The 20918-nt window shown below is 71.6% G+C and carries 19 protein-coding genes and 1 tRNA gene; 9 read left to right on the top strand and 11 right to left on the bottom strand.

Annotation, left to right across the window (positions count from 1 at the left end; genetic code table 11):
• Positions 1–55: 55 nt before the first annotated feature.
• Positions 56–3187 (bottom strand): Tat pathway signal protein, encoded by a 3132-nt coding sequence (locus ACZ7EG_RS16695; RefSeq protein ID WP_471078402.1) that lies wholly within the window; start codon positions 3185–3187, stop codon positions 56–58.
• A 306-nt stretch (positions 3188–3493) separates the two neighbouring features.
• Between ACZ7EG_RS16695 and ACZ7EG_RS16700 the strand changes: the two genes are divergently transcribed.
• Entirely contained in the window at positions 3494–4414 is a 921-nt protein-coding gene (locus tag ACZ7EG_RS16700; RefSeq protein WP_471078405.1) for an aminoglycoside phosphotransferase family protein, read from the top strand.
• 264 nt (positions 4415–4678) lie between these two features.
• Here ACZ7EG_RS16700 and ACZ7EG_RS16705 read toward each other — a convergent pair.
• Positions 4679–4752 (bottom strand) — tRNA-Thr (locus ACZ7EG_RS16705).
• A gap of 57 nt (positions 4753–4809) precedes the next feature.
• Entirely contained in the window at positions 4810–5283 is a 474-nt protein-coding gene (locus ACZ7EG_RS16710) for a DUF3224 domain-containing protein (protein ID WP_471078408.1), read from the bottom strand.
• Positions 5284–5382: 99 nt separating this feature from the next.
• Here ACZ7EG_RS16710 and ACZ7EG_RS16715 point away from each other — a divergent pair, with 99 nt between their 5' ends.
• The 4 genes from ACZ7EG_RS16715 to ACZ7EG_RS16730 all read left to right on the top strand — a co-directional run bounded on the left by ACZ7EG_RS16715 (position 5383) and on the right by ACZ7EG_RS16730 (position 9150).
• Positions 5383–6375, top strand: a complete 993-nt coding sequence (locus ACZ7EG_RS16715) for a helix-turn-helix transcriptional regulator (protein ID WP_471078411.1) — start codon at positions 5383–5385, stop codon at positions 6373–6375.
• Positions 6376–6562: 187 nt separating this feature from the next.
• A complete protein-coding gene (locus ACZ7EG_RS16720; RefSeq protein ID WP_344466332.1) occupies positions 6563–7651 on the top strand; it encodes an ABC transporter ATP-binding protein in 1089 nt (362 codons plus the stop codon).
• Between the two features lie 218 nt (positions 7652–7869).
• Positions 7870–8319 (top strand): hypothetical protein, encoded by a 450-nt coding sequence (locus ACZ7EG_RS16725; RefSeq protein ID WP_471078415.1) that lies wholly within the window; start codon positions 7870–7872, stop codon positions 8317–8319.
• 99 nt (positions 8320–8418) lie between these two features.
• Positions 8419–9150: a nucleotidyltransferase family protein gene (locus tag ACZ7EG_RS16730; RefSeq protein ID WP_471078418.1), complete on the top strand. Its 732-nt coding sequence runs from the start codon at positions 8419–8421 to the stop codon at positions 9148–9150.
• Positions 9151–9370: 220 nt separating this feature from the next.
• On the opposite strand, the gene ACZ7EG_RS16735 is transcribed toward ACZ7EG_RS16730, so the two are convergent.
• The 6 genes from ACZ7EG_RS16735 to ACZ7EG_RS16760 form a co-directional block, all read right to left on the bottom strand.
• The gene (locus tag ACZ7EG_RS16735; RefSeq protein ID WP_471078421.1) at positions 9371–11053 is read right to left on the bottom strand and encodes a DoxX family protein; all 1683 of its coding nucleotides are present in this window, start codon (positions 11051–11053) and stop codon (positions 9371–9373) included.
• 128 nt (positions 11054–11181) lie between these two features.
• Positions 11182–12123 carry a 23S rRNA (guanosine(2251)-2'-O)-methyltransferase RlmB gene (gene rlmB / locus ACZ7EG_RS16740; protein WP_471078424.1) on the bottom strand — a complete coding sequence of 314 codons (942 nt, stop codon included), beginning with the start codon at positions 12121–12123 and terminating at the stop codon, positions 11182–11184.
• 108 nt (positions 12124–12231) lie between these two features.
• Entirely contained in the window at positions 12232–13629 is a 1398-nt protein-coding gene (gene cysS, locus ACZ7EG_RS16745) for a cysteine--tRNA ligase (RefSeq protein WP_471078427.1), read from the bottom strand.
• A gap of 100 nt (positions 13630–13729) precedes the next feature.
• The gene (gene ispF, locus ACZ7EG_RS16750) at positions 13730–14224 is read right to left on the bottom strand and encodes a 2-C-methyl-D-erythritol 2,4-cyclodiphosphate synthase (RefSeq protein ID WP_389977145.1); all 495 of its coding nucleotides are present in this window, start codon (positions 14222–14224) and stop codon (positions 13730–13732) included.
• Positions 14214–14978, bottom strand: coding sequence for a 2-C-methyl-D-erythritol 4-phosphate cytidylyltransferase (gene ispD / locus ACZ7EG_RS16755; protein ID WP_471078432.1), 765 nt, complete (start codon positions 14976–14978; stop codon positions 14214–14216). Before ispD ends, ispF begins: the two co-directional genes overlap by 11 nt.
• 326 nt (positions 14979–15304) lie before the next feature.
• Positions 15305–15787 (bottom strand): CarD family transcriptional regulator, encoded by a 483-nt coding sequence (locus ACZ7EG_RS16760; RefSeq protein ID WP_003953493.1) that lies wholly within the window; start codon positions 15785–15787, stop codon positions 15305–15307.
• 581 nt (positions 15788–16368) lie between these two features.
• Between ACZ7EG_RS16760 and ACZ7EG_RS16765 the strand changes: the two genes are divergently transcribed.
• Positions 16369–17061, top strand: a complete 693-nt coding sequence (locus tag ACZ7EG_RS16765) for a copper chaperone PCu(A)C domain-containing protein (protein ID WP_471078435.1) — start codon at positions 16369–16371, stop codon at positions 17059–17061.
• Positions 17062–17136: 75 nt separating this feature from the next.
• Here the strand turns inward: ACZ7EG_RS16765 and phoP are convergent, their stop codons facing one another.
• Together phoP and phoR are read right to left on the bottom strand one after the other, a co-directional pair.
• Positions 17137–17808, bottom strand: coding sequence for a two-component system response regulator PhoP (phoP, locus tag ACZ7EG_RS16770; RefSeq protein WP_020271862.1), 672 nt, complete (start codon positions 17806–17808; stop codon positions 17137–17139).
• A 5-nt stretch (positions 17809–17813) separates the two neighbouring features.
• The gene (gene phoR / locus ACZ7EG_RS16775) at positions 17814–19103 is read right to left on the bottom strand and encodes a two-component system sensor histidine kinase PhoR (protein WP_471078438.1); all 1290 of its coding nucleotides are present in this window, start codon (positions 19101–19103) and stop codon (positions 17814–17816) included.
• 246 nt (positions 19104–19349) lie between these two features.
• Between phoR and phoU the strand changes: the two genes are divergently transcribed.
• The 3 genes from phoU (at position 19350) to ACZ7EG_RS16790 (ending at position 20868) form a co-directional block, all read left to right on the top strand.
• A complete protein-coding gene (phoU, locus tag ACZ7EG_RS16780; protein WP_471078441.1) occupies positions 19350–20051 on the top strand; it encodes a phosphate signaling complex protein PhoU in 702 nt (233 codons plus the stop codon).
• Positions 20052–20316: 265 nt separating this feature from the next.
• Positions 20317–20472, top strand: a complete 156-nt coding sequence (locus ACZ7EG_RS16785; RefSeq protein ID WP_167345925.1) for a hypothetical protein — start codon at positions 20317–20319, stop codon at positions 20470–20472.
• Positions 20473–20616: 144 nt separating this feature from the next.
• On the top strand, positions 20617–20868 hold the full coding sequence (locus tag ACZ7EG_RS16790; protein ID WP_361876899.1) for an SCO4226 family nickel-binding protein: 252 nt from the start codon (positions 20617–20619) through the stop codon (positions 20866–20868).
• Positions 20869–20918 lie beyond the last annotated feature (50 nt).

Here is a 20918-nt window from a genome sequence, read left to right on the forward strand (position 1 = left end):
TGCCCCACCACTGCGCAAGCACCTCCCCTTCCGGCGACAGACCGGCTCGGACAGATCAGCGGGCGACCGTCTTCGTCGCCTTGCTCACCGCCGACCCGTCCTTGTGGCCCGCGCGGTGCGCGACCACCTTCACGCTGATCTTCTTGCCCTGCTGCGCCGCCTTCAGCACGAGCGAGGGCTTCGTCGCCCCGCTGACGGCTTTGCCGTTCGCGTACCACTGGTACCCGTACGAGGAAGCGGCCGGGCTCCACGTCCCCGTGGACGTCTTGAGCGTGCCGCCGACCTTCACCGGGCCGCTGATCACGGGCAGCTTGGTCGCCCCGGGCGCGTCCCCCTCGGCCACCGTCACCGCCGACGAGGACGCCGACCCGCTCCGCCAGCCGCCCTTCACCGCCGTCACGGTCACGCTGATCTTCTTGCCGGCCTGCGCCGCGGGAACGGTGTACGACACCCCGGCCGCCCCGGCGATCGCCGTCCCGTCCGCCTTCCACTGGTACGTGTACGAGGACGGTGTCGTGGACCAGGTGCCGGGCGCGGCGGTGACCTTGGCGCCCACCTTGGGCGAGCCGGTCACCTTGGGTGCGGCCGTGTTCTCCAGCTCGGGCTGGGGGGTGACGGTGAAGGTGCCGCGTGAGAACTCCCAGCCACGCGTGAGCACGCTGATGTTCCAGGTGCCTGGGGCCGCGCCCGCCAGGTCGACGGTCGCGGTCACCGTCCGGTTGTCCGCGGAGACCGCTTCCGCCTCCGCCGTGATGGTCTTTCCGGCCTGGCTGAGCCGGACGGTGACGTCCGGGCCGAGCGCGGTGCCCGTGACCGTGAGCTTCACCTTGGCGCCCGCCGCCCCGGTGTCGGGGCTGACTGCGGTGACGGACGTCTTCTCCGTGCCGCACAGCGCGGACGAGCAGATCAGCTCGGCGCTGTAGGCCGTGCCGGAGGCCTTCTCCGGCAGGCCGAGCAGGAAGAGCGACGGCGCGTCGGCCGAACCGCCTACCGAGCAGCGGTAGCCGGAGCTCCACAGGCCGCAGCCGTTGGTCCACTCGCTGTTGTAGAGCACGGGCACCGCTGTCGTGGTGGCGCCGGTGGTGTCCTTGACGTCGGTCTCGAACCGGTCGAACCGGGCGGTGGGCAGCACCGCGCAGACGGCGGTGTGCGATTCGTCCAGCGTGCCGGTGACCGGCCCGTACCCGAACGCCACGGACGGCACCCGGGTGCACTCCGGGGCGGGCCCCTCGGCGGTCGCGACCCGCAGGGCGTCGAGGCGGTACGCGGGCGCCGCCTTCTGGTGGGCCGGCGTCTGGACCAGGACCTGGTGGGTCGTCGAACCGGTGGCCGCACAGGACGTGTTGCGGAAGGAGCACTCCACCCGGCCGTCCCCGGCGATCACCGCGCTGTTGGCGGTACCGAGGGCGTCCCGAACGTTGAGGTGCACGACGTCGGTGGTCGCCCCCGTGGTCACCTGGTGGCAGTCGAGCGTGCCCGGTGCCGCGTACGGGCTCTTCACGGACGGCCCGCCGACCCTCACCGCCGCGGTCTTCGCACAGCCCGAGGAGGAGGCGCTCGCGGTCACGTCCCGTCGGGACAGGGTGTACGTGGCGGCCGCGTCCCGCCCGCTCACCAGCACTGTGTGGGCCTTGCCGGGGGTGAGGGAGCAGACGGACCAGCCGTCGGTGGTGGCGTACCGGTCACAGACCCGCTTGCCGTCGGAGTCCAGCACGGAGAACCCGGCCGGTGTCGTCCCCGAGGTCGCGGTCAGCTGCAGCACCTCGGCGTCGGTGTGCCCGTCGGCCGGGATGGCCAGGCAGTGGGCGAAGACACCGTCGCCCGTGGTCAGCGTGGCCTTGGCACCGCCCGCGGTGAAACTGCCCGCAGGCAGGACGGGGCAGCCCTCCGCCACGTCGGTGCGGTGGAAGGCGACGGCATACCGGCCCGTCGCCGTGTCGCCACTGTCCTCGGTGTGCACCAGCGCCCGGAACGGCGCCTCACCGGTCAGCGCGCAGTCACCGCCCCGGAGCGCCTCCCCGTCGCACTGCGGGGTGCCGGCGCGGTCCAGGACCTCCACCTCAGGCGTCAGCCCGTTTGAGGTACGCGAGGTGAGCGCGGCGAGGCGGGCGCCCTTCGGCACCGGCAGCGTCAGGCAGTCGTACTGCCCGACCGTGCTCAGTTCCCCCTTGTACAGGCCGGTTTCGATTGCCTTGCAACCCGCGTCGCCCGCTCGGTCGAACACGACCAACCGGTCGAGGGAGGGAGCGAAGGCGTTGGTGCCGAGGACGGCCGTATAGGTGCCCGCCCGGGTGATCCGGCACGGGTCGGTCCCGGACCGGCACACGGTCCGGCCGTCGCTGTCGTACACCCGGACCGCCCCGGCCGACCGGTCCTCGTCCACGTAGTGCACGGTGTACGGACCGGCCCGGTCGGCGGAGAAGGTGTAGCAGGCGTACGTGCCGAAGTCATGCGGTTCCAAGGGGCCGTAGGGCAGAACCTTCGCGGTGGCGCAGCCCTGCGGATCGTTCAGCCGGCGCACCTGCAGCGCGTACTCGGCGGGGAAGCCGCTCTCGTTGCGGGAGACGTTCGACAGCACCCGGTAGGGGCCGTCTCCGGGCAGTACGCAGCTGTCCTCGCCGTCCTCCGGGAGGTGCTCACAGACGCGGGCACCGGTCGCGTCGGTGATCCAGGCGACCGAGTCGCCGTACACCTTGGTGCCGACCGTCAGCCGGATCCGTTCGCCGGGCCGGCCCTCGAAAGCCTGGCAGTCCACTGCCAGCGGGCTCGCCGCGCTCCGGACCACCGCCGGCCGGTCCCAGCCGGTACCGACCGGATCGGCACAGCCGGGGGTGCCCGAACCGAGCGGGAGGACGGTCAGCTCGGTCTTCTCCTCGTCCACCCAGCCGCTGTTGACGACCTTCACCGTGTACGTACCGGCAGCGGGGACCTCGCACCAGCCCTCGGTGCGGTACTCGTCGTCGAAGCAGTCGACCTCGGCGCCGTCGGCATCGAGCAGCTGCGCGTAGGCGTTGTTCTGGCTGTCGTCCAGCATCATCCGATGCAGACCGGGCGACGTGGCCGTCACGGTGAAGCAGGCGCTGCCCTGGGCCGGGACGGTCGCCCTGCCGACGGCCTCACCCGGGTCCCCGAACGGCGCGAGCGCGAGCGGCGCACACTCCGCATCGGCGGCCTGGGCGGACCCCACCCCGGTCAGGCTCAGCAGTGAAGCGAACAGCGAGACGGCGGCAGCGGACGCGACGGCCCGCCCACGTCTCGCCCGCGATCCGGGTCCGGGTCTCGGACAGGCGTCGGTGTCTGACATGGCAATCCCCCCTGGAACAATGGTCGTTGGCGAGATGCTCGCACACGGGTACGACACAGCGCTCCTCGGAATCGGCCACCCCGCGGCACGCGAACCGGAGGGCACGGAGCACCGGGGTCGGCCACCGCCGCGGGCGTCAGCGCCAGGAGCCCCGCCACGCGGACCGTGCCCGCGCCCCGGCAAAATCGCATGACCCGCCCGACGCGCCCCACTACCGTGCCGGGAGTGATCGACATTCCCCGGGAACTGGCGGCATCACAGGAGAAGTTCAACGGCGAGGCGGGCCGCGCCTTCATCGCCGGACTGCCCGAACAGACGGACCACTTCCTCGACCGCTGGGACCTGAGACCCGACGGCACGCCCATGCACGGCGTCTCCGCCCTGGTCCTCCCGGTCGTCCGGACCGCCGACGGCACCCCGGCGGTCCTCAAGCTCCAGATCGTCGACGGGGAGAGCGAGGGCGAACCCGTCGCGCTGCGCGCCTGGGACGGTGACGGAGCCGTCCGCCTCCTCGACCACGACGAGCCCACCGGCACCATGCTGCTGGAGCGCCTCGACGAGACCCGCATGCTGTCCCAGGTGCCGGACGCCCACCAGGCCGTGGTCACCATCGCCGAGCTCCTGGCCCACCTCACGTCCTTGCCGGCCCCGCCCGGCATGCGCCGCCTCGGCGACATCGCCCAGGGCATGCTCGACCGGACCCCCCGGGCCCTCGGCCGCATCCCCGACCCCGAGGCCCGCCGCATCGTCGCCGACTGCGCGGCCGCCGTACGCGAAGTCGTCGACGAGCCCGGCGACCGGCTCCTGCACTGGGACCTCCACGACGAGAACGTCCTCGCCTCCGCCCGCGCCCCCTGGCTCGCGATCGACCCCAAGCCCCTCGCCGGCGACCCCGGCTTCGAACTGTGGCCCGCCCTCGACAACCGCTACGACCCCGAAGACGTCCTCTGGCGCTTCGACGCCATGACCGACATCCTCACCCTGGACCGCGACCGCGCCCGAGCCTGGACCCTCGCCCGCCTCCTCCAGAACACCCTGTGGGACATCGAGGACGGCCGCCCCGTGGACGACGCCCAACTGGAGATCGCCCGGTGCCTGAGAGAGACCTGACCCCGAGCACCCCGGCGCCGGCGAAAACCTCCCCGACTTCTCGGAACACATCGCCCGCATCAAGCCGCATCAGGCAGCAGCTGCGACCTGACGCAGGGCCTCAACGGTTGTCCGGGTTCGAGACAGCAAGGAGGTGACGAAGCCGCACTTGCACCGACCACAACTGAGACCGACGACCGCCGCGCGGCCCGCGCCCGACGCCGCCGCCGTCTCCGCTGACGACGAAACCCCAGGTCAGGGAAGCCCGACCTGGGGTTTCAGCAGAGCCCCCTGTCGGATTCGAACCGACGACCTACGCATTACAAGTGCGTTGCTCTGGCCAGCTGAGCTAAGGAGGCGGATGCCGTGCACCGCGTTGCCGCGCGTGAGGGCGGCACCACTGTACACAGAGCCCGTTACGCCGAGCCACGAAGTTCCCCGGCCCCCTGCGCCACCTCGTAGGCGAACCCATACGCCACCGCCGTCTCACCGTGCCGTGCGGTGAAGCCGCCCTTCCCCGTGAGGCCGGTCAGCTGTCCGCTCCCCGACCCCGGCACCACCTCGAAGGTGCAGTGCACGGTTCCGTCCTCGCCGAAGAATCCCCGCTCCTCGACCGCGAAGCTCCCCTCACGGCCGTCGACACTGCCCGTGAGGAGTTCCATGCCGCTGAAGGAGCCGGTCTTCGCGGTGACGTAGACGATCGCGTACTCGCAGGTCGTCCCGGCCGCCTCGATGCCGCCGGTGAAGGTGTTCCGGACCGAGGCGTGGGCGAGGCGTGGGGTCGCGTCCTCGCCGGGACCGATCACGCGTTCCTGCCAGTCGGCGAAGGTGAAGTGACCGGTGGTGGTGAGGGTGGTGGTGGTGAGGGAGGTGGTGCGGGTGCCGGGCATGGGTGGTCCTCTCGGTCGGCCGGATGTCCACAACCAGCCTCGCCGCCGTACCTGACATCTCCTGTCAGGTACGGCGGCGTACGCCGCGACAATGGCCCCATGCGCGCCGACCGGCTCCTCTCCCTGCTCCTGCTGCTCCAGAACCGAGGGCGGATGACCGCGCCCGAGCTCGCCGCCGAGCTGGAGGTGTCGGTGCGGACGGTCTACCGGGACGTGGAGGCGCTGGGCGCGGCCGGGGTGCCGGTGTGCGCGGACCGGGGGCCCGAGGGCGGCTACCGGTTGGTCGACGGGTACCGGACGCGGCTGACCGGCCTGACCGACGCCGAGGCCGGTTCGCTGTTCCTCGCCGGGATGCCCGGGCCCGCGCGGGATCTCGGGCTGGGCGCGGTGCTGGCCAGCGCCCAGCTGAAGGTGCAGGCGGCGCTGCCCGCCGAGCTCGCCGGGCAGGCACGGCGGGTGCAGGAGCGGTTCCATCTGGACGCCCCGGCCTGGTTCCGGGAGGCCGACCCGGTGCCGTGTCTGGAGGCCGTGGCGGCGGCCGTGTGGGAGCGGCGGGTGCTGCGGCTGCACTACCGGCGCTGGCGCGGCGAGGTGCGCCGGGAGGTGCGGCCGCTGGGGCTCGTCCTGAAGGGCGGCATCTGGTACCTGGTCGCCCTGGCGGAGGAGGCCGTACGGACCTACCGGGTCTCGCGCGTCCTGGCCGTGGAGGACACGGGCGAGGTCTTCGAGCGTCCCGCGGGGTTCGACCTCGCCGCCTACTGGGCCGAGTCCTCCCGGCGTCTGGAGGCCGCCCTGCGCCAGGACACCGCCCGGCTGCGGATCTCGCCCCGCGCGCGGCGGCTGCTGCCGATGCAGTTCGGCGCGGCGGGCATGCACGCCCTGGAGGGGGCGGGCCCGCCCGACGGGGACGGCTGGGTGGAGGTGGAGCTGACCGTCGAGTCGGAGGCGGTGGCCGTGGGCGATCTGCTCCGGCTCGGCACGGAGGCGGAGGTGCTCGGCCCTCCCGGCCTCCGGCAGGCGGTGGCCCGGGCCGTCGCGGTACTGGCCGACCGGTACGGCGATCCGGCCGTGAACAAGTCCGGTCGGCCGTGACGTGCCGCTTCGAAAGTTTCCGCGAAGTTCACAGGCCCGGAACTACTGACAGACGTGTGAACGCCAGGTACCGTCCTGAGCCAGTTCACACGCGTGGACTACACCACAACGGCAATCACCGTCGTGGCACCGCCTTCCTACTCGGATCGTCCGGCACGTTCCTGCCGGTAGAAGGGGTTCATTCACCATGGCCACTGTCTCGTTCGACAAGGCGACCCGGATCTACCCGGGTTCCACCAAGCCCGCCGTCGACGCGCTGGAGATCGACATCGAGGACGGCGAGTTCCTCGTCCTCGTCGGCCCCTCCGGCTGCGGCAAGTCCACCTCGCTCCGCATGCTCGCGGGGCTCGAGGACGTCAACGGCGGCGCCATCCGCATCGGCGACCGCGACGTCACGCACCTGCCGCCCAAGGACCGGGACATCGCCATGGTGTTCCAGAACTACGCGCTCTACCCGCACATGACCGTCGCCGACAACATGGGCTTCGCGCTCAAGATCGCCGGCGTCAACAAGGCGGAGATCAGGCAGAAGGTCGAAGAGGCCGCGAAGATCCTCGACCTCACCGAGTACCTGGACCGCAAGCCGAAGGCCCTCTCCGGCGGTCAGCGCCAGCGTGTCGCCATGGGCCGCGCCATCGTGCGTGAGCCGCAGGTCTTCCTCATGGACGAGCCGCTGTCCAACCTGGACGCCAAGCTCCGCGTCTCCACGCGTACGCAGATCGCCTCGCTCCAGCGCCGCCTGGGCATCACCACCGTCTACGTCACCCACGACCAGGTCGAGGCCATGACGATGGGCGACCGTGTGGCGGTCCTCAAGGACGGTCTGCTCCAGCAGATCGACACCCCGCGCAACATGTACGACAAGCCCGCCAACCTCTTCGTGGCCGGGTTCATCGGCTCCCCGGCGATGAACCTCGTCGAGGTGCCGATCACCGACGGCGGCGTGAAGTTCGGCAAGTCCGTCGTGCCGGTGCAGCGCGACGCGATCGCCGCCGCCACCGACAAGACCGTCACCGTCGGCGTCCGCCCCGAGCACTTCGAGGTGGCCGGCGCGGACGCCGAGCTGGGCCTCGCGGTCACGGTGAACGTCGTCGAGGAGCTCGGCGCCGACGCGTACGTCTACGGCACCGCCAAGGTCGGCGACGAATCCAAGGACCTCGTCGTCCGCGTCAGCGGCCGTGACGTCCCGGAGAAGGGCAGCCAGCTGCACGTCGTGCCCCGCTCCGGCGAGACCCACGTGTTCTCGACGTCGACCGGTGCGCGCCTGTCCGACTGATCAACCAGCGAACGCACAACCCCGGGTGAATCACCCAGGTTGACGAAGAGGGCCCCGCGGCCTGCCGCGGGGCCCTTCTCGTTGTCGACAAATACCCCGGCAGACCGGACGTTTCGAGCGCTGTGCGTCAACGCCCTACCCGGAAAGTGGTCCTTTCTCATCCCCCGAACCGGTGACTAAATGTCTACAAACCATTACTGGGCGCTACCCTCACACGCGTGAAGCACTCCATGAACCAACAGACGCGACGCGGCCGGGGCCCCGCCCGCCGTATCGGCCGCACCCTCGCTTTCGTCCTGCCCGTCGTCCTGGTGCTCTCCGGGACCCTCGCGGTCACCCGAGTCAACTGGTCGGGGAACCCCACCGACCCGGTGCTCACCGCCGCGGACACCTCCGTGGGCACCCCGCAGGCGGCCAAGCGCGCGCCTCAGGAGGTCCTGCGCGACAAGCTGCTGACCGAACTGCAGGAGGAGGACCCGGGCGTCGCCCTCAGCCACCTCCAGCAGGCCGTCAACGGCCGCCCGTCGCTGGCGAAGCACTGCGCGTCCATCGCCCGCGCCCTCGGCCAGGCCGCCGTCGCGGTCTACGGCCCGACCCGCGCCCAGTCCTACGCGCGCCCGGTCTGCGACACCGCCTTCGCCACCGGCGTCGCCGCCGCGCACCGCTGAGCACACCGCCCTGCCACCGGGTAGGAAGTCCCTGACGGCCGACGCCGGAACGATCGTCGGCCGCAATCCCGGGCGGGACGCCACGTACAGTTCGTTCCCATGAGCGATCCGAGCGCCGCGTCCCGCCCCGTTCAAGCCGTCGTTCTGGCCGGTGGCCAGGGCTCCCGGCTGCGTCCGTACACCGACGACCGGCCCAAGCCGATGGTCGAGATCCCCGGGACGGGGAAGCCGATCATCGGCCATCAGCTGTCCTGGCTCGCCGACGAGGGTGTGACGGACGTCGTTGTCTCCTGCGGCCACCTCGCCGAGGTGCTGCAGAAGTGGCTGGAGACCGCCGAGTTGCCCGTCTCCGTCACGACGGTCGTCGAGCCGGAGCCGCTGGGGCGCGGCGGCGGCCTCAAGTACGCCGCGGCGCACCTTCCTCATCCCGACCAGCCCTGGTACGCGACGAACGGCGACATCTGGACGCGGTTCTCGCTGCGGGACATGGCCGATTTCCACGCCGAGCGGGACGCCGTCGCGACCCTGGCGCTGGCGCGGCCCCGGCTGCCGTGGGGCGCGGTGCAGACCGACGGCTTCGGGCGCATCACCGACTTCATCGAGGCACCGCCGTCGACCTTCGAGATCAACGCCGGCGTGTACGTCTTCTCCCCCGAGTTCGCCGGGCTGTTGCCGCACCGGGGGGACCACGAGCGGACGACGTTCCCTCATCTGGCCCGTGAGCGGCGACTGGCCGGGTTCACGATCCCCCAGGGGTCGTACTGGCGGGCCATCGACACGGCGAAGGATCTGACGGAGGCGGCGAAGGAGCTGGCGGCGCTGGGGCGCTGAGGCTCCGCCGGTCGCACCGGCCGGCGAGGAACCCGACGGTTCTCCTCAAGGAGCCGGCGGCGTCGGGGCGCCGAGAGCTCGGCTGGTCGCTCCCGGTGGCCGGCTGACGGCTTCTCGGGACTTGTCGCGCGGATCCCCGCGCCCCTGAAGTCCGTTGGCCCCTGCGCGTGAAGGCCCCGCACCGGCAGGTGCGGGGCCTTCTGTCGCCTCGGGTCGGCTGCTAGCCCAGCAGTCCGCCCACCAAGCCCGGGCGGCCCGTGGAGGAGGAGCCTCCGGTGTCTGAGCCGCCGGTCGAACCCGAGCCGCCCGTCGTCGCGCCGCCGGAGGTGGGGCCGGTCGTGGTGCTCGGCGCCTGGTTCTCCGGGGTGGGCTGCTGGGGCGGTGCCTGGCCCGCGGTGCCCTGGGTCTGGCTGGGGGAACCGCCGGTGACGGTGCCGGTGTCGCGGGTGGCACCGGGCCGGGTCGTGGTGCCCGCGCTGGGGCTCGCCGAGCCGGCCGTGGCGCCCTGGGTCGGCGAGGAGGAGGCCGACGGGGTCTGCTTCTCCTTGCGCTTGCCGGGCTCGCCCGGGAGCGGGGAGCCGGGCAGCTCGTTGCGCGGGGCCTCGCCCGGGCCCGGGACGACGACCCGGTCGGCGTCACGGACGGCGCCGCCGAGCAGCGAGCCGACGAGCAGGGTGGCGCCGGTGGCGAGGGCGGTGACGAGGGCGCCGCGCCGCAGCACGTAGCGGCGCAGGTCCCAGATGTCGGCGCGGGGGCCGAGACGGCGCCAGGCACTGCCGGCCAGGCGGCCGTCGACGGAGTAGACAGGGGCGCCGGCGATGATCAGCGGCGACCAGGCGGCGAGGTAGATGATGTCGGGGGTCTGGTAGGCGGGGACGCTCTTCCAGCTGACCGTGACCAGCAGCGCGGCCGACAGCAGGGCGCCCAGGCAGGCGGCGACGCGCTGCCAGCAGCCCAGCACCGTCAGGACGCCGACGATGACCTGCGCGAAGGCGATGACCAGGCCTGCGCCGACCGGGTGCTCGAGGGCGAACTGGCGCAGCGGCTCGGCGACTTCCCACGGATGCAGGGTGTTGAGCCACTTGACCATGGAGCCGCGCTTGCCGCCTTCGAAGTAGACGGGATCGCACAGCTTGCCCATGCCGGCGTAGATGGAGATGAAGCCGAGGAAGACGCGCAGCGGGAGCAGGACGACACCGAGGTTCATCCGGCGCCCGGGGTAGTAGGCGTGCCGGGCCGGGTCGTCGCCGTGCCGCTTGGCCCGGCGCCCGATGTCGTCCGCTTCGGTGCCGGACTCCTCGAACTCGCCGTCCTCGTAACCGGGTTCGTCGTAGGCGCTGCCGACCGTGCGCATGGGCGGCAGCAGCCGGGTGCCGTCGGCGGGCCCGTGGGTGCGCTGCGGGCCGACGACCGGCGTCTCCACGGTCTGGGCGAGATCGCCCTCGTAGCCGTCGCCGCCGTAGCCCGCGCCCTGGTATCCGGGGCCGTCGTAGCCCGGGCCCACGCGGGAGATGACCTGGGTGGCTCCGGCGTCGGAGGCGGGCTCGTCGGCGTGGCGGACGCTCTCGTGCCGTACGGCCTGCAGGAGCCGGTGCGCACCGGTGTCGTCGGGGGCGGATCTGCCGCTCCAGACGACGGGCCGACGGCGGGCGGTGGCCCCGTCCGCCCCGCCCCTCACCTGGGGGATGCGGGCGGTGTCCTCGGTGGTGGTCAGATGCCGTGCGACCCGGGGGGACTGGACGCGACGCGTCGAGACGCCCAACTGCACGCGGAAACTCGCGTGATTGACGATGACCTGCGCCGGGTCGCTCGGCACCTTCACCATGCTCAGCGCGGGAGCGTCGTCGAGTCCCGACGAGCGGTCCCCCGTGGGTGTGCGGGGTGTTCTGGTGTCCACACTCATCTAACCGAGTGACGTCGCGTTAGGACACTGCTTTGACCCGCCGGATCTGTCCGGACCCCGTCAAGCTTGTCCTCATCGCCCCGACGACACCAGAATTACCCCGTACGGGTGAAATTCCGGATGCCTGTTCAGCGACGTCGGCGGGCCGCCTCGTAGAGCACGATCCCCGCCGCCACACCGGCGTTGAGCGACTCGGCACCACCCGGCATCGGGATCCGCACGCGGAAGTCGCAGGTCTCCCCGACCAGCCGGGACAGCCCCTTGCCCTCGCTGCCGACGACGATGACGACGGGGCCGTCCAGCGCCCCCAGCTCACCGATCTCCGACTCGCCGTCGGCGGCCAGGCCGACGACCGCGATGCCGGCCTTCTTGTACGCCTCCAGGGCCCGCGTCAGGTTGGTGGCGCGGGCGACCGGGGTGCGGGCCGCCGTACCGGCGGACGTCTTCCAGGCACCGGCCGTCATGCCGGCCGCGCGGCGTTCGGGGACGACGACACCGTGACCGCCGAAGGCGGAGACGGAGCGGACGACCGCGCCGAGGTTGCGCGGGTCGGTGACGCCGTCCAGCGCGACGATCAGCGGGTCCACACCGTCGTCGTGGGCGGCGGCCACCAGGTCCTCGGGGTGCGCGTACTCGTACGGCGGGACCTGCAGCACCAGGCCCTGGTGGTTGAGGCCGTTGGTCATCCGGTCCAGCTCGGGACGCGGGGCCTCCATGAGGTTGATGCCGCCGCGCTCGGCGGCGACCTGGAGGGCCTCGCGCACCCGCTCGTCGTTGTCGATGAACTGCTGGACGTAGAGGGTCGAGGCCGGGACGCCCTCGCGCAGCGCCTCCAGGACCGGGTTGCGTCCGACGACCAGCTCGGACGTGCCCTTGCCGCCGCGGCCGCGCACGGTGGGCCGGCGTACGGCCTGCTTCGCCTTGGCGTTGGCGACGCGGTTCTTCTTGTGACCCTTGCGCATCTCGGCGGGCGGGGTCGGGCCCTTGCCCTCGAGGCCCCGGCGTCGCTGGCCGCCACTGCCGACCTGCGCGCCCTTCTTGCCGGACATGCGGCGGTTGTTGGCTGCCATGACCTACCTGTCTCTGCTGTCGCCGTGAGGCGGTGAAGTGCGTACGTCTATGAAGTGTGCCGCCCGGAGGCCCGGGCGGCACAATCGATCTTCCGGCCGCGGCCGGAGCTAGCGCGGGCCGAGGCTCCAGCGCGGGCCCTGCGGACTGTCCTCGATGACCAGACCGGACTGGCCGAGCTGGTCGCGGATGGCGTCCGCGGTGGGCCAGTCCTTGCGGGCCCGGGCGGCCTCGCGCTGGTCCAGCACCATGCGGACCAGCGTGTCGACCACGCCGTGCAGGTCGTCGCCGCGGTCGCCCTCCCCGGCCCACTGGGGGTCCAGCGGGTCGAGGCCGAGCACGCCGAGCATCGCGCGGACCTCGGCGAGCCGGGCCACGGCGGCTTCCTTGTCGTCGGCGGCCAGCGCGCTGTTGCCCTGCCGGACGGTGGTGTGCACCACGGCAAGCGCCTGCGGCACGCCAAGGTCGTCGTCCATCGCCTCGGCGAAGGCGAGCGGCACCTCGGCGGCGGGCTCGACGACCCCGGCCTTCTCCACCACGCGCTGCACGAAGCCCTCGATCCGCGCGAAAGCCGACTCGGCCTCGCGCAGCGCCTCCTCGCTGTACTCGATCATCGAGCGGTAGTGCGGGGTGCCGAGGTAGTAGCGCAGCACGATGGGCCGCCAGCGCTTGACCATCTCGCTGACCAGGACGGAGTTGCCGAGCGACTTGGACATCTTCTCGCCGCTCATGGTGACCCAGGCGTTGTGCACCCAGTACCGGGCGAACTCGTCGCCGTAGGCCTTGGCCTGGGCGATCTCGTTCTCGTGGTGCGGGAAGACCAGGTCCAGGCCGCCGCCGTGGATGTCGAAGGCGGCCCCGAGGTACTTGTGCGCCATCGCCGAGCACTCCAGGTGCCAGCCGGGCCGGCCGCGGCCCCACGGCGTCTCCCAGTCGGGCTCGCCGGGCTTGGTGGCCTTCCACATGGCGAAGTCGCGCGGGTCGCGCTTGCCGGTGATGCCCTCCTCGGCGGGCTGCCGCATCTCGTCGAGGTCCTGCCGGGACAGCTCCAGGTAGGAGGGCCAGGAGCGGACGTCGAAGTAGACGCTGCCGTCGGCCTCGTAGGCGTGCCCGCGCTCGATGAGGCCGCGCATCATCTCGACCATCTCGGTGATGTGGCCGGTGGCCCGCGGCTCGTAGGTGGGCGGCAGGCAACCGAGCACGGTGTAGCCGTCGTTGAAGGCGCGCTCGTTCTCGTAGCCGATGGCCCACCAGGGGCGGTTCTGGTCGGCCGACTTGGCGATGATCTTGTCGTCGATGTCCGTCACGTTCCGCACGAACGTGACGTCGTAGCCGCGGTACTCGAACCAGCGGCGCATGATGTCGAAGTTCAGCCCGGAGCGGATGTGCCCGATGTGCGGGGCGGCCTGCACGGTGGCACCACACAGGTAGATCGAGACGCAACCCGGCTGGAGCGGGGAGAAGTCACGGATCTGCCGGGCGCTGGTGTCGTACAGGCGAATAGTCACCCCTCCAGGGTAGTGGGCCCCGGGGGGTGCCTCAGGTACTTCACCTCGGGGGGTCGACATTCGTGACATTGGCAACGGGAACACCCCGAGCGCTCGCCCCTCAGCCGGCGCGTACGACCAGGGCCGTGGCCACGGCCATCAGCCCTTCCTCCCGGCCGGGGAAGCCCAGCCCGTCCGTCGTCGCGCCCGAGACCGACACCGGGGCTCCGGCCGCCTCCGACAGGAGCTTCTGGGCCTCGTCCCGGCGCTTGCCGATCTTCGGGCGGGGGCCCACCACCTGTACGGCGATGTTGCCGATCCGGAAGCCCGCCTCGCGCACGATGCGCGCGGCCTCCGTCAGGAGGGTGACCCCGGAGGCGCCCGACCACTCGGGGCGGCCCGTGCCGAAGTGCTGCCCGAGGTCGCCGAGGCCGGCGGCGGAGAAGAGGGCGTTGCAGGCGGCGTGGGCGACGACGTCCGCGTCGGAGTGGCCGGCCAGGCCCGGGCCCGCGTCCTCCCACTTCAGGCCCGCGCACCACAGCTCACGGCCCTCCTCGAAGGCGTGGATGTCGGTGCCGATGCCCACCTGGGGCAGAACAGGCTGGTCAGTAGCCATCGTTGAGCCTCCTGCGGGCCAGGACCGCCTCCGCGAGGATCAGGTCCAGGGGGCGGGTGACCTTGAAGGCCTCCTCGTGGCCGGGGACGGCCACGACCGTGAGGCCGAGCTGCTCGACCATGCCGGCGTCGTCGGTGACCTCGCCGGTCACCGTCCCGTGCGCCCGGATCAGCGTGGCCCGGTCGAAGCCCTGCGGGGTCTGCACCGCGCGCAGCAGGGCGCGCTCCGGCGTGGCGACGACCGGCTCCGGCTCGCCCGGGGTGGCGGCAGGTTCGACCTGCTTGACGGTGTCGGCGAGCGGCAGTGCCGGGACCACGGCCGGGGCGCCGTCCCGTACGGCCTCGATCACGGCGTCGACCGTGTCCACCGGCACCAGCGGCCGGGCAGCGTCGTGGACCAGCACGATGTCGTGGCCGGGCGGCAGCGCGTCGAGGCCGAGCCTCACGGACTCCTGGCGGGTCCGCCCGCCCGGGACGACGAGGAAGTCCGTCCGCTCGGGCAGGGCGTGCGCGTCGAGCAGCGACTTGACCTCGGCGGCGCCGTCGGGCGGTGCCACGACGACGACCAGGGAGACGGCGCGGGAGGCGGCCATCGCGCGGACCGCGTGGATCAGCATGGGGGTGCCGCCGAGCGCACGGAGCGCCTTGGGGGCGCCCGGGCCCAGCCGGACACCACGGCCGGCGGCCGGGATCACGGCCGCCGTTCGGGCCGCGGAGGGGCCGGCGGACGGCGAGGGACGCGAATCGTCAGACATCGGTTCCTGTCAGGTTTGTGTGCTGGCCTGGCGTGGGTATGGCCTGGAGGAGTGCCGGGCGCGACACGCTCGACCGGACCCTTCCGTGACGCTGGTCGAGCCGGCTGCCCGGGCCCGGCACCGAACACCGGGGCGTGAGTGATAACACATCCCGGGGTCACGGCGCATCGGCGCCTGAGTACGAACATGCCGCAGCGCCCGGCGACAGGAATTCGTCATCGGGCACCGCGGCATTTCGATGTGCAGGCGCGCGCTTGATCAGCTTCGACCAGCAGCCTTGATCAGCAGCTTCGATCGGCGCAGAGCGCTGAGCGACGGGTTTCGCCTCAGGAGGCGAGAACCTCGTCGAGCAGAGCCTCGGCCTTGTCCTCGTTGGTGTTCTCCGCGAGGGCGAGCTCGCTCACCAGAATCTGGCGGGCCTTGGCGAGCATGCGCTTCTCACCGGCGGAGAGACCGCGCTCACGCTCACGACGCCACAGGTCACGCACGACTTCCGCGACCTTGATGACATCGCCCGAGGCGAGCTTCTCCAGGTTTGCCTTGTATCGACGGGACCAGTTCGTGGGCTCCTCGGCGTACGGTGCACGCAGTACCTCGAAGACCCGGTCCAGTCCATCCTGACCGACCACATCACGCACGCCGACGAACTCCGCATTGTCCGCTGGCACACGTACCGTCAGGTCGCCCTGGGCGACCTTCAGCACCAAGTAGGTCTTGTCCACGCCTTTGATCTGGCGAGTTTCGATAGCCTCGATCAGCGCGGCCCCGTGATGGGGATAGACCACGGTGTCGCCAACCTTGAACGTCATGTGACAGGTACCCCTTCCGTGGCTATCCAGAGTAACACGGAAACTGCGGGTTCTGAATGGCGTTTTCGCAGGTCAGGGCATATCTCGGGGCTTGACAACTCCAACAGGAACGTGCTTCGGACAGGGAGTGGAAGAAGGTATTCGCAGGTGGGAGCGGCTCTCCGGGGTGAGCGAAACGCGTACGCTACACACATCCGGAGCACCCTCCAGAGGGACGAACATCCCCATATGTCCGGTTCCGTATGATCGACTTCCGCTACTCCGTTCGGCGGCCCGAGCCGGGTTCCGGTCGAATCCGAAATTGATCACGCGGTGCCCCGCCGGGCCGCCGGTGATCAATTCCGGGCGGCCCGCGCATTCCTTCACGGAACATTTGCGGTGCCGCCCGGGTCTCTTATGTGAATGCCGGACGGACACCACGCCAATGTGAGGCGGGAGTCACGTGTGACTCAGGTGGGATCAACGGTGCCGGGGGGTCGGGTGCGGCCGGACCAGGACGGCTCGGTAACCTAAGGCCCGCTGACAGACACTTAGAGCGGCTTTATCGGCCGCTCCGCTCGAGTCAAGGAGTTGCCGCCGCCGTGAGCAGCAGCCTTCGACGCGGCACCCTCGCCGCGGCCGCCATCGCGTTCTCGATCGCCTCGCTCGCCGCGTGCGGCGCCGGCAACGACGCCCAGACGCTGGAGATCAAGCCGGACAACGCGGCGACGAGCGTCGGCGACATCAAGGTCCAGAACGCGATCGTCATCACGCAGCCCGACCTCGAGTCCACCGGCCCCGCCGCGATCTCCGCGACCCTCTTCAACTCCGGCAGCACTGCCGAGACGCTGGAGTCCATCACCCTCCCCGGCACCGGCAAGACCGCCGAGCTCAAGCCCGCCAAGGGCGGCAGCCTCAGCATCCCGCCCGGCGGTTCGCTGATCCTGGGTGGCAAGGACAACGCCACGGCGATGCTGCCGAGCAGCCGTGAGGCCGTGCAGGACGGCAACGCCCAGAAGGTCACCTTCACCTTCAGCAAGACGGGTGCCGTGAGCCTGCGCGCGTTCGTCGTCCCCGCCGAGCACTACTTCAAGGAGTGGGGCCCGACCGAGGTGCCGGCCGCGCCGGGCGCCTCGTCGTCCCCGTCCGGTTCGCCGTCGGGCTCGCCGTCCGGTTCTCCCGCCGAGGGTGAGTCGGGCGCGCCCGCGGGCGGTGAGACGCCGGGTGGCCACGAGGCGTCCGGCACGCCGACCGACGCGGCCTCCGCGAGCACCGGCGCCGGCGCCGGGCACTGAGCAGACGCGACACGAAGGGCGGGGCCTCTCCCGGGAGAGGCCCCGCCCTTCGTGTCGCCGTCGTACGCGGCCGGCTTACGGCTCGAACTTGTAGCCGAGACCGCGGACCGTCACCAGGTAGCGCGGGGCGCCCGGGTCCGGCTCGATCTTGGCGCGCAGGCGCTTGACGTGGACGTCGAGGGTCTTGGTGTCACCGACGTAGTCGGCACCCCAGACGCGGTCGATGAGCTGCATGCGGGTCAGGACGCGGCCGGCGTTGCGCAGCAGCATCTCCAGCAGGTCGAACTCCTTGAGCGGCAGGTCGATCTTGGTACCGCCGACGGTGACCACGTGCCGGTCGACGTCCATGCGGACCGGACCGGCCTCCAGGGCCGCCGGGGTGACCTCCTCGGGCTCGCCGCGGCGGCGCAGCACGGCACGGATGCGCGCGACCAGCTCGCGCGAGGAGAACGGCTTGGTGACGTAGTCGTCGGCTCCTATCTCCAGCCCGACGACCTTGTCGATCTCACTGTCCTTGGCGGTCACCATGATCACGGGGACGTTGGAGCGGCCGCGCAGCTGGCGGCACACCTCGGTGCCCGGCAGGCCGGGCAGCATCAGGTCGAGCAGGACGAGGTCGGCGCCGTTGCGCTCGAACTCGTCGAGTCCGTCGGGCCCGGTGGTCGCGACGGCGACCTCGAAGCCCTCTTTGCGGAGCATGTACGACAGGGCGTCGGAGAAGGACTCCTCGTCCTCGACGACGAGCACACGGGTCACGGAAGGACCTCCGGGGCGGGAAGCGTTTCGTACGCGGATGATTCGGGGGATGTGGAGGTGGACCGCCCGGCCTCCTCGTCGAGGCCCGCGCCTTCTGCGCGTGTCTCTCGGGCGGGATGCTGATGTGCGCCGCGGGCCGCACCGGCCTCCGGCAGCCGCAGGGTGAAGGTGGAGCCCTGGTTCTCGGCGCTCCACACCGTGACCTCCCCGCCGTGCGAGGCGGCCACGTGCTTCACGATCGCCAGCCCCAGTCCCGTGCCGCCGGTGGCACGGGAGCGGGCCGGGTCGACGCGGTAGAAGCGCTCGAAGATGCGCTCCTTGTCCTTGTCGGAGATGCCGATGCCCTGGTCGGTGACGGCGATCTCGATGTGGTCCCCGCCGGGGGCGTTCACACTGCGGGCCGCTATGCCGACACGGGTGCGGGCGGGTGAGTAGTTGACGGCGTTCTCGACGAGGTTGCCGAGCGCTGCGGCGAGCTGGCCGCGGTTTCCCCAGACGCGCAGGTCGGCGGTTCCCCCCGCGGCCATGGTGATCTGTTTGGCGCCGGCCTGGTGCCGGCAGCGGTCGATGGCCTCGGCGACCAGCTCGTCGACGCGGACCGGCTCGGCGTCCTCCAGCGGGTCGTCGTTCTGCACGCGTGAGAGGTCGATGAGCTCCTGCACCAGGCTGGTGAGCCGGGTGGCCTCGATCTGCATGCGTCCGGCGAACCGCTGGACGGCCTCGGGGTCGTCGGAGGCGTCCATCACGGCCTCGGAGAGCAGCGAGAGGGCTCCGACCGGCGTCTTCAGCTCATGGCTCACGTTGGCGACGAAGTCGCGGCGGACCGCTTCGATGCGGCGGGCCTCGGTCAGGTCCTCCACCAGCAGCAACACCAGCCGGGAGCCGAGCGGCGCGACCCGCGCGGAGACGGCCAGGGCCTCTCCGCGTCCGGTGCCGCGCCGTGGCAGGTCCAGCTCGACCTGTCGTATCTCGCCGTCCCGCCGGGTGTCCCGGGCCATCTGCAGCATCGGCTCGACGGCGAGCTTGCCGCCGCGGACCAGGCCGAGGGCGTACGCCGCCGAGCTGGCCTTGACCACGGCGTCCGCCTCGTCGAGGACGACGGCGGACGACCGGAGGACCGACAGGACCGTGTCCACGCCCGGCGGGAGCACCGCGTCGGTGTGCAGGGAGCTACGGGTGGGGCGCTTCTGCTCGCGCTCACTCCAGCGGAACGCGAGCATGGCGATGACGCCGGTGAGCACACCGGCGATCGCAGCCACTGCGGCGACCGCCGCGTTCACGTCCATGCACCCAGGTTAGGCATGGCTCGGGCACCCTCCACAGCCGTCGGGCTGCGAGCTCGAACACTCGTCGCCCAGAGTTCACCTTGGAGCCAGTATTGGTTCATTTGGGATGACGGAAACGGACGCGTAAGGGCCGGAACGTGGGAGCGTGGGGTTCGGACCGTTGGTAGTACGACGGTCGTACCGCCGGTTGTCCGGTGGGCCCCGGCCCTTGGACCCCCGACTGAGACGCACGAGAGGGAAAGCCTGATGCGGGACGCGTACCACGAGGAACTGGACTCGATCGGCGACGGTCTGGTGGAGATGGCCCGGCTGGTCGGGTCGGCGATCGGGCGCGCCACGACCGCCATGCTCGACTCCGACCTGAAGCTGGCCGAGAACGTCATCGAGGCCGACCAGCGGGTCGACGAGCTCCAGCACGAACTGGAGGCCCGGGCCATAGCCCTGCTGGCGCGGCAGCAGCCGGTGGCGACGGACCTGCGGATCGTCGTCACGTCGCTGCGGATGTCCGCCGACCTGGAGCGCTCGGGCGATCTCGCCCAGCACGTGGCGAAGCTCGCGCGCCTGCGCTACCCCGACCACGCGGTCCCGAGCGACCTGCACGCCACCATCCTGGAGATGGGCCAGCTCGCGCAGCGCCTGATGGCGAAGGCCGCCGAGGTGATCATCACCAAGGACGTCGACCTGGCGCTCCAGCTGGAGCAGGACGACGACGAGATGGACCTGCTGCACCGCACGCTCTTCCAGCACCTGATGGACGACCGCTGGAAGCACGGCATCGAGACGGCCGTGGACGTCACGCTGCTCGGCCGTTACTACGAGCGGTTCGCCGACCACGCGGTGTCGGTCGCCAAGCGGGTGGTGTACCTGGTGACGGGCGAGCACGCGGACGAACTCCAGGCGGACGTGCAGCCGGAGATCCAGGCGGCCCCCGGGGCGGAGAGCGCCTGACGGGTCCGGCCGGGGGCGGGCTCGGGCACCGAGCCGCGGCCGCCTGGGAGCGAGGCCGGGCGGCCCCCGGGGCGGAGAGCGCCTGACGGGTCCGGCCGGGGGCGGGCTCGGGCACCGAGCCGCGGCCGCCTGGGAGCGAGGCCGGGGGCCGACCGGGAGCTGGGCCGGGAGCCGGCTGGGGCGCTGGGGCGCCTCAGTGCGCCGTTGATGCGCCCGGCCGGGCGGGCATCCAATGGGCACAGGCACCAGTCTCGAGGAGGGACCCATGGCCGAATCCCCCAGCACCACGCCCGACCCCGCCCGGCAGCGTGAGACCGAGCAGCCCGCCGAGATCAGGAGCCTGCCCCTGATCGCCGCGTGCGGCTGCGGCTCGGGCTGCGGCTGCGGGTGTCAGTCGGGCAGCCCCTGCCAGTGCGGCTGACGCCGGCGCGTTGTCGCTCGCAGGACTTGAGGGGCCCCGGCGGTGTCGCCGGGGCCCCTCTGCGTCGGGTCGTGGGACCTGGGGTCGCCCGGATGGCCGTACGGGCGGAGCATGAAGAGGCAGGCAAGGAAGGAGGCGCGAGGCATGCCCAAGTTCATGGATGTCCATCGCGGCATGGAGGGCATCACGGAAGAGCAGCTGCGTGAAGCCCACAACGCGGACCTCGCGATAGAGAAGGACGAGCGGGTCCACTTCGAGATGGCCTGGGCGGATCCGGAGTCCGGCCATGTCTACTGCCTCTCCGAGGCCCCCTCGGCCGAAGCGGTCCAGCGCATTCACGAGCGCGCCGGACACAAGGCGGACGAGGTGCACCCCGTGCCGTTGACGGTGCGGTGACCTGCCCGGCCCGCGGTCCCCGGCATCGAGCCCAGCCCGCCGGGTGCCGC

It is taken from the genome of Streptomyces sp. NPDC037100 (assembly GCF_055606225.1).

Coding starts and splice junctions, on each gene's coding strand:
- ACZ7EG_RS16700 (WP_471078405.1), top strand. CDS start 3,494: ATGACCCGCCCGACGCGCCCCACTACCGTGCCGGGAGTGATCGACATT.
- ACZ7EG_RS16710 (WP_471078408.1), bottom strand. CDS start 5,283: ATGCCCGGCACCCGCACCACCTCCCTCACCACCACCACCCTCACCACC.
- ACZ7EG_RS16715 (WP_471078411.1), top strand. CDS start 5,383: ATGCGCGCCGACCGGCTCCTCTCCCTGCTCCTGCTGCTCCAGAACCGA.
- ACZ7EG_RS16720 (WP_344466332.1), top strand. CDS start 6,563: ATGGCCACTGTCTCGTTCGACAAGGCGACCCGGATCTACCCGGGTTCC.
- ACZ7EG_RS16730 (WP_471078418.1), top strand. CDS start 8,419: ATGAGCGATCCGAGCGCCGCGTCCCGCCCCGTTCAAGCCGTCGTTCTG.
- ACZ7EG_RS16735 (WP_471078421.1), bottom strand. CDS start 11,053: ATGAGTGTGGACACCAGAACACCCCGCACACCCACGGGGGACCGCTCG.
- rlmB (WP_471078424.1), bottom strand. CDS start 12,123: ATGGCAGCCAACAACCGCCGCATGTCCGGCAAGAAGGGCGCGCAGGTC.
- ispF (WP_389977145.1), bottom strand. CDS start 14,224: ATGGCTACTGACCAGCCTGTTCTGCCCCAGGTGGGCATCGGCACCGAC.
- ispD (WP_471078432.1), bottom strand. CDS start 14,978: ATGTCTGACGATTCGCGTCCCTCGCCGTCCGCCGGCCCCTCCGCGGCC.
- ACZ7EG_RS16760 (WP_003953493.1), bottom strand. CDS start 15,787: ATGACGTTCAAGGTTGGCGACACCGTGGTCTATCCCCATCACGGGGCC.
- phoR (WP_471078438.1), bottom strand. CDS start 19,103: ATGGACGTGAACGCGGCGGTCGCCGCAGTGGCTGCGATCGCCGGTGTG.
- phoU (WP_471078441.1), top strand. CDS start 19,350: ATGCGGGACGCGTACCACGAGGAACTGGACTCGATCGGCGACGGTCTG.
- ACZ7EG_RS16785 (WP_167345925.1), top strand. CDS start 20,317: ATGGCCGAATCCCCCAGCACCACGCCCGACCCCGCCCGGCAGCGTGAG.
- ACZ7EG_RS16790 (WP_361876899.1), top strand. CDS start 20,617: ATGCCCAAGTTCATGGATGTCCATCGCGGCATGGAGGGCATCACGGAA.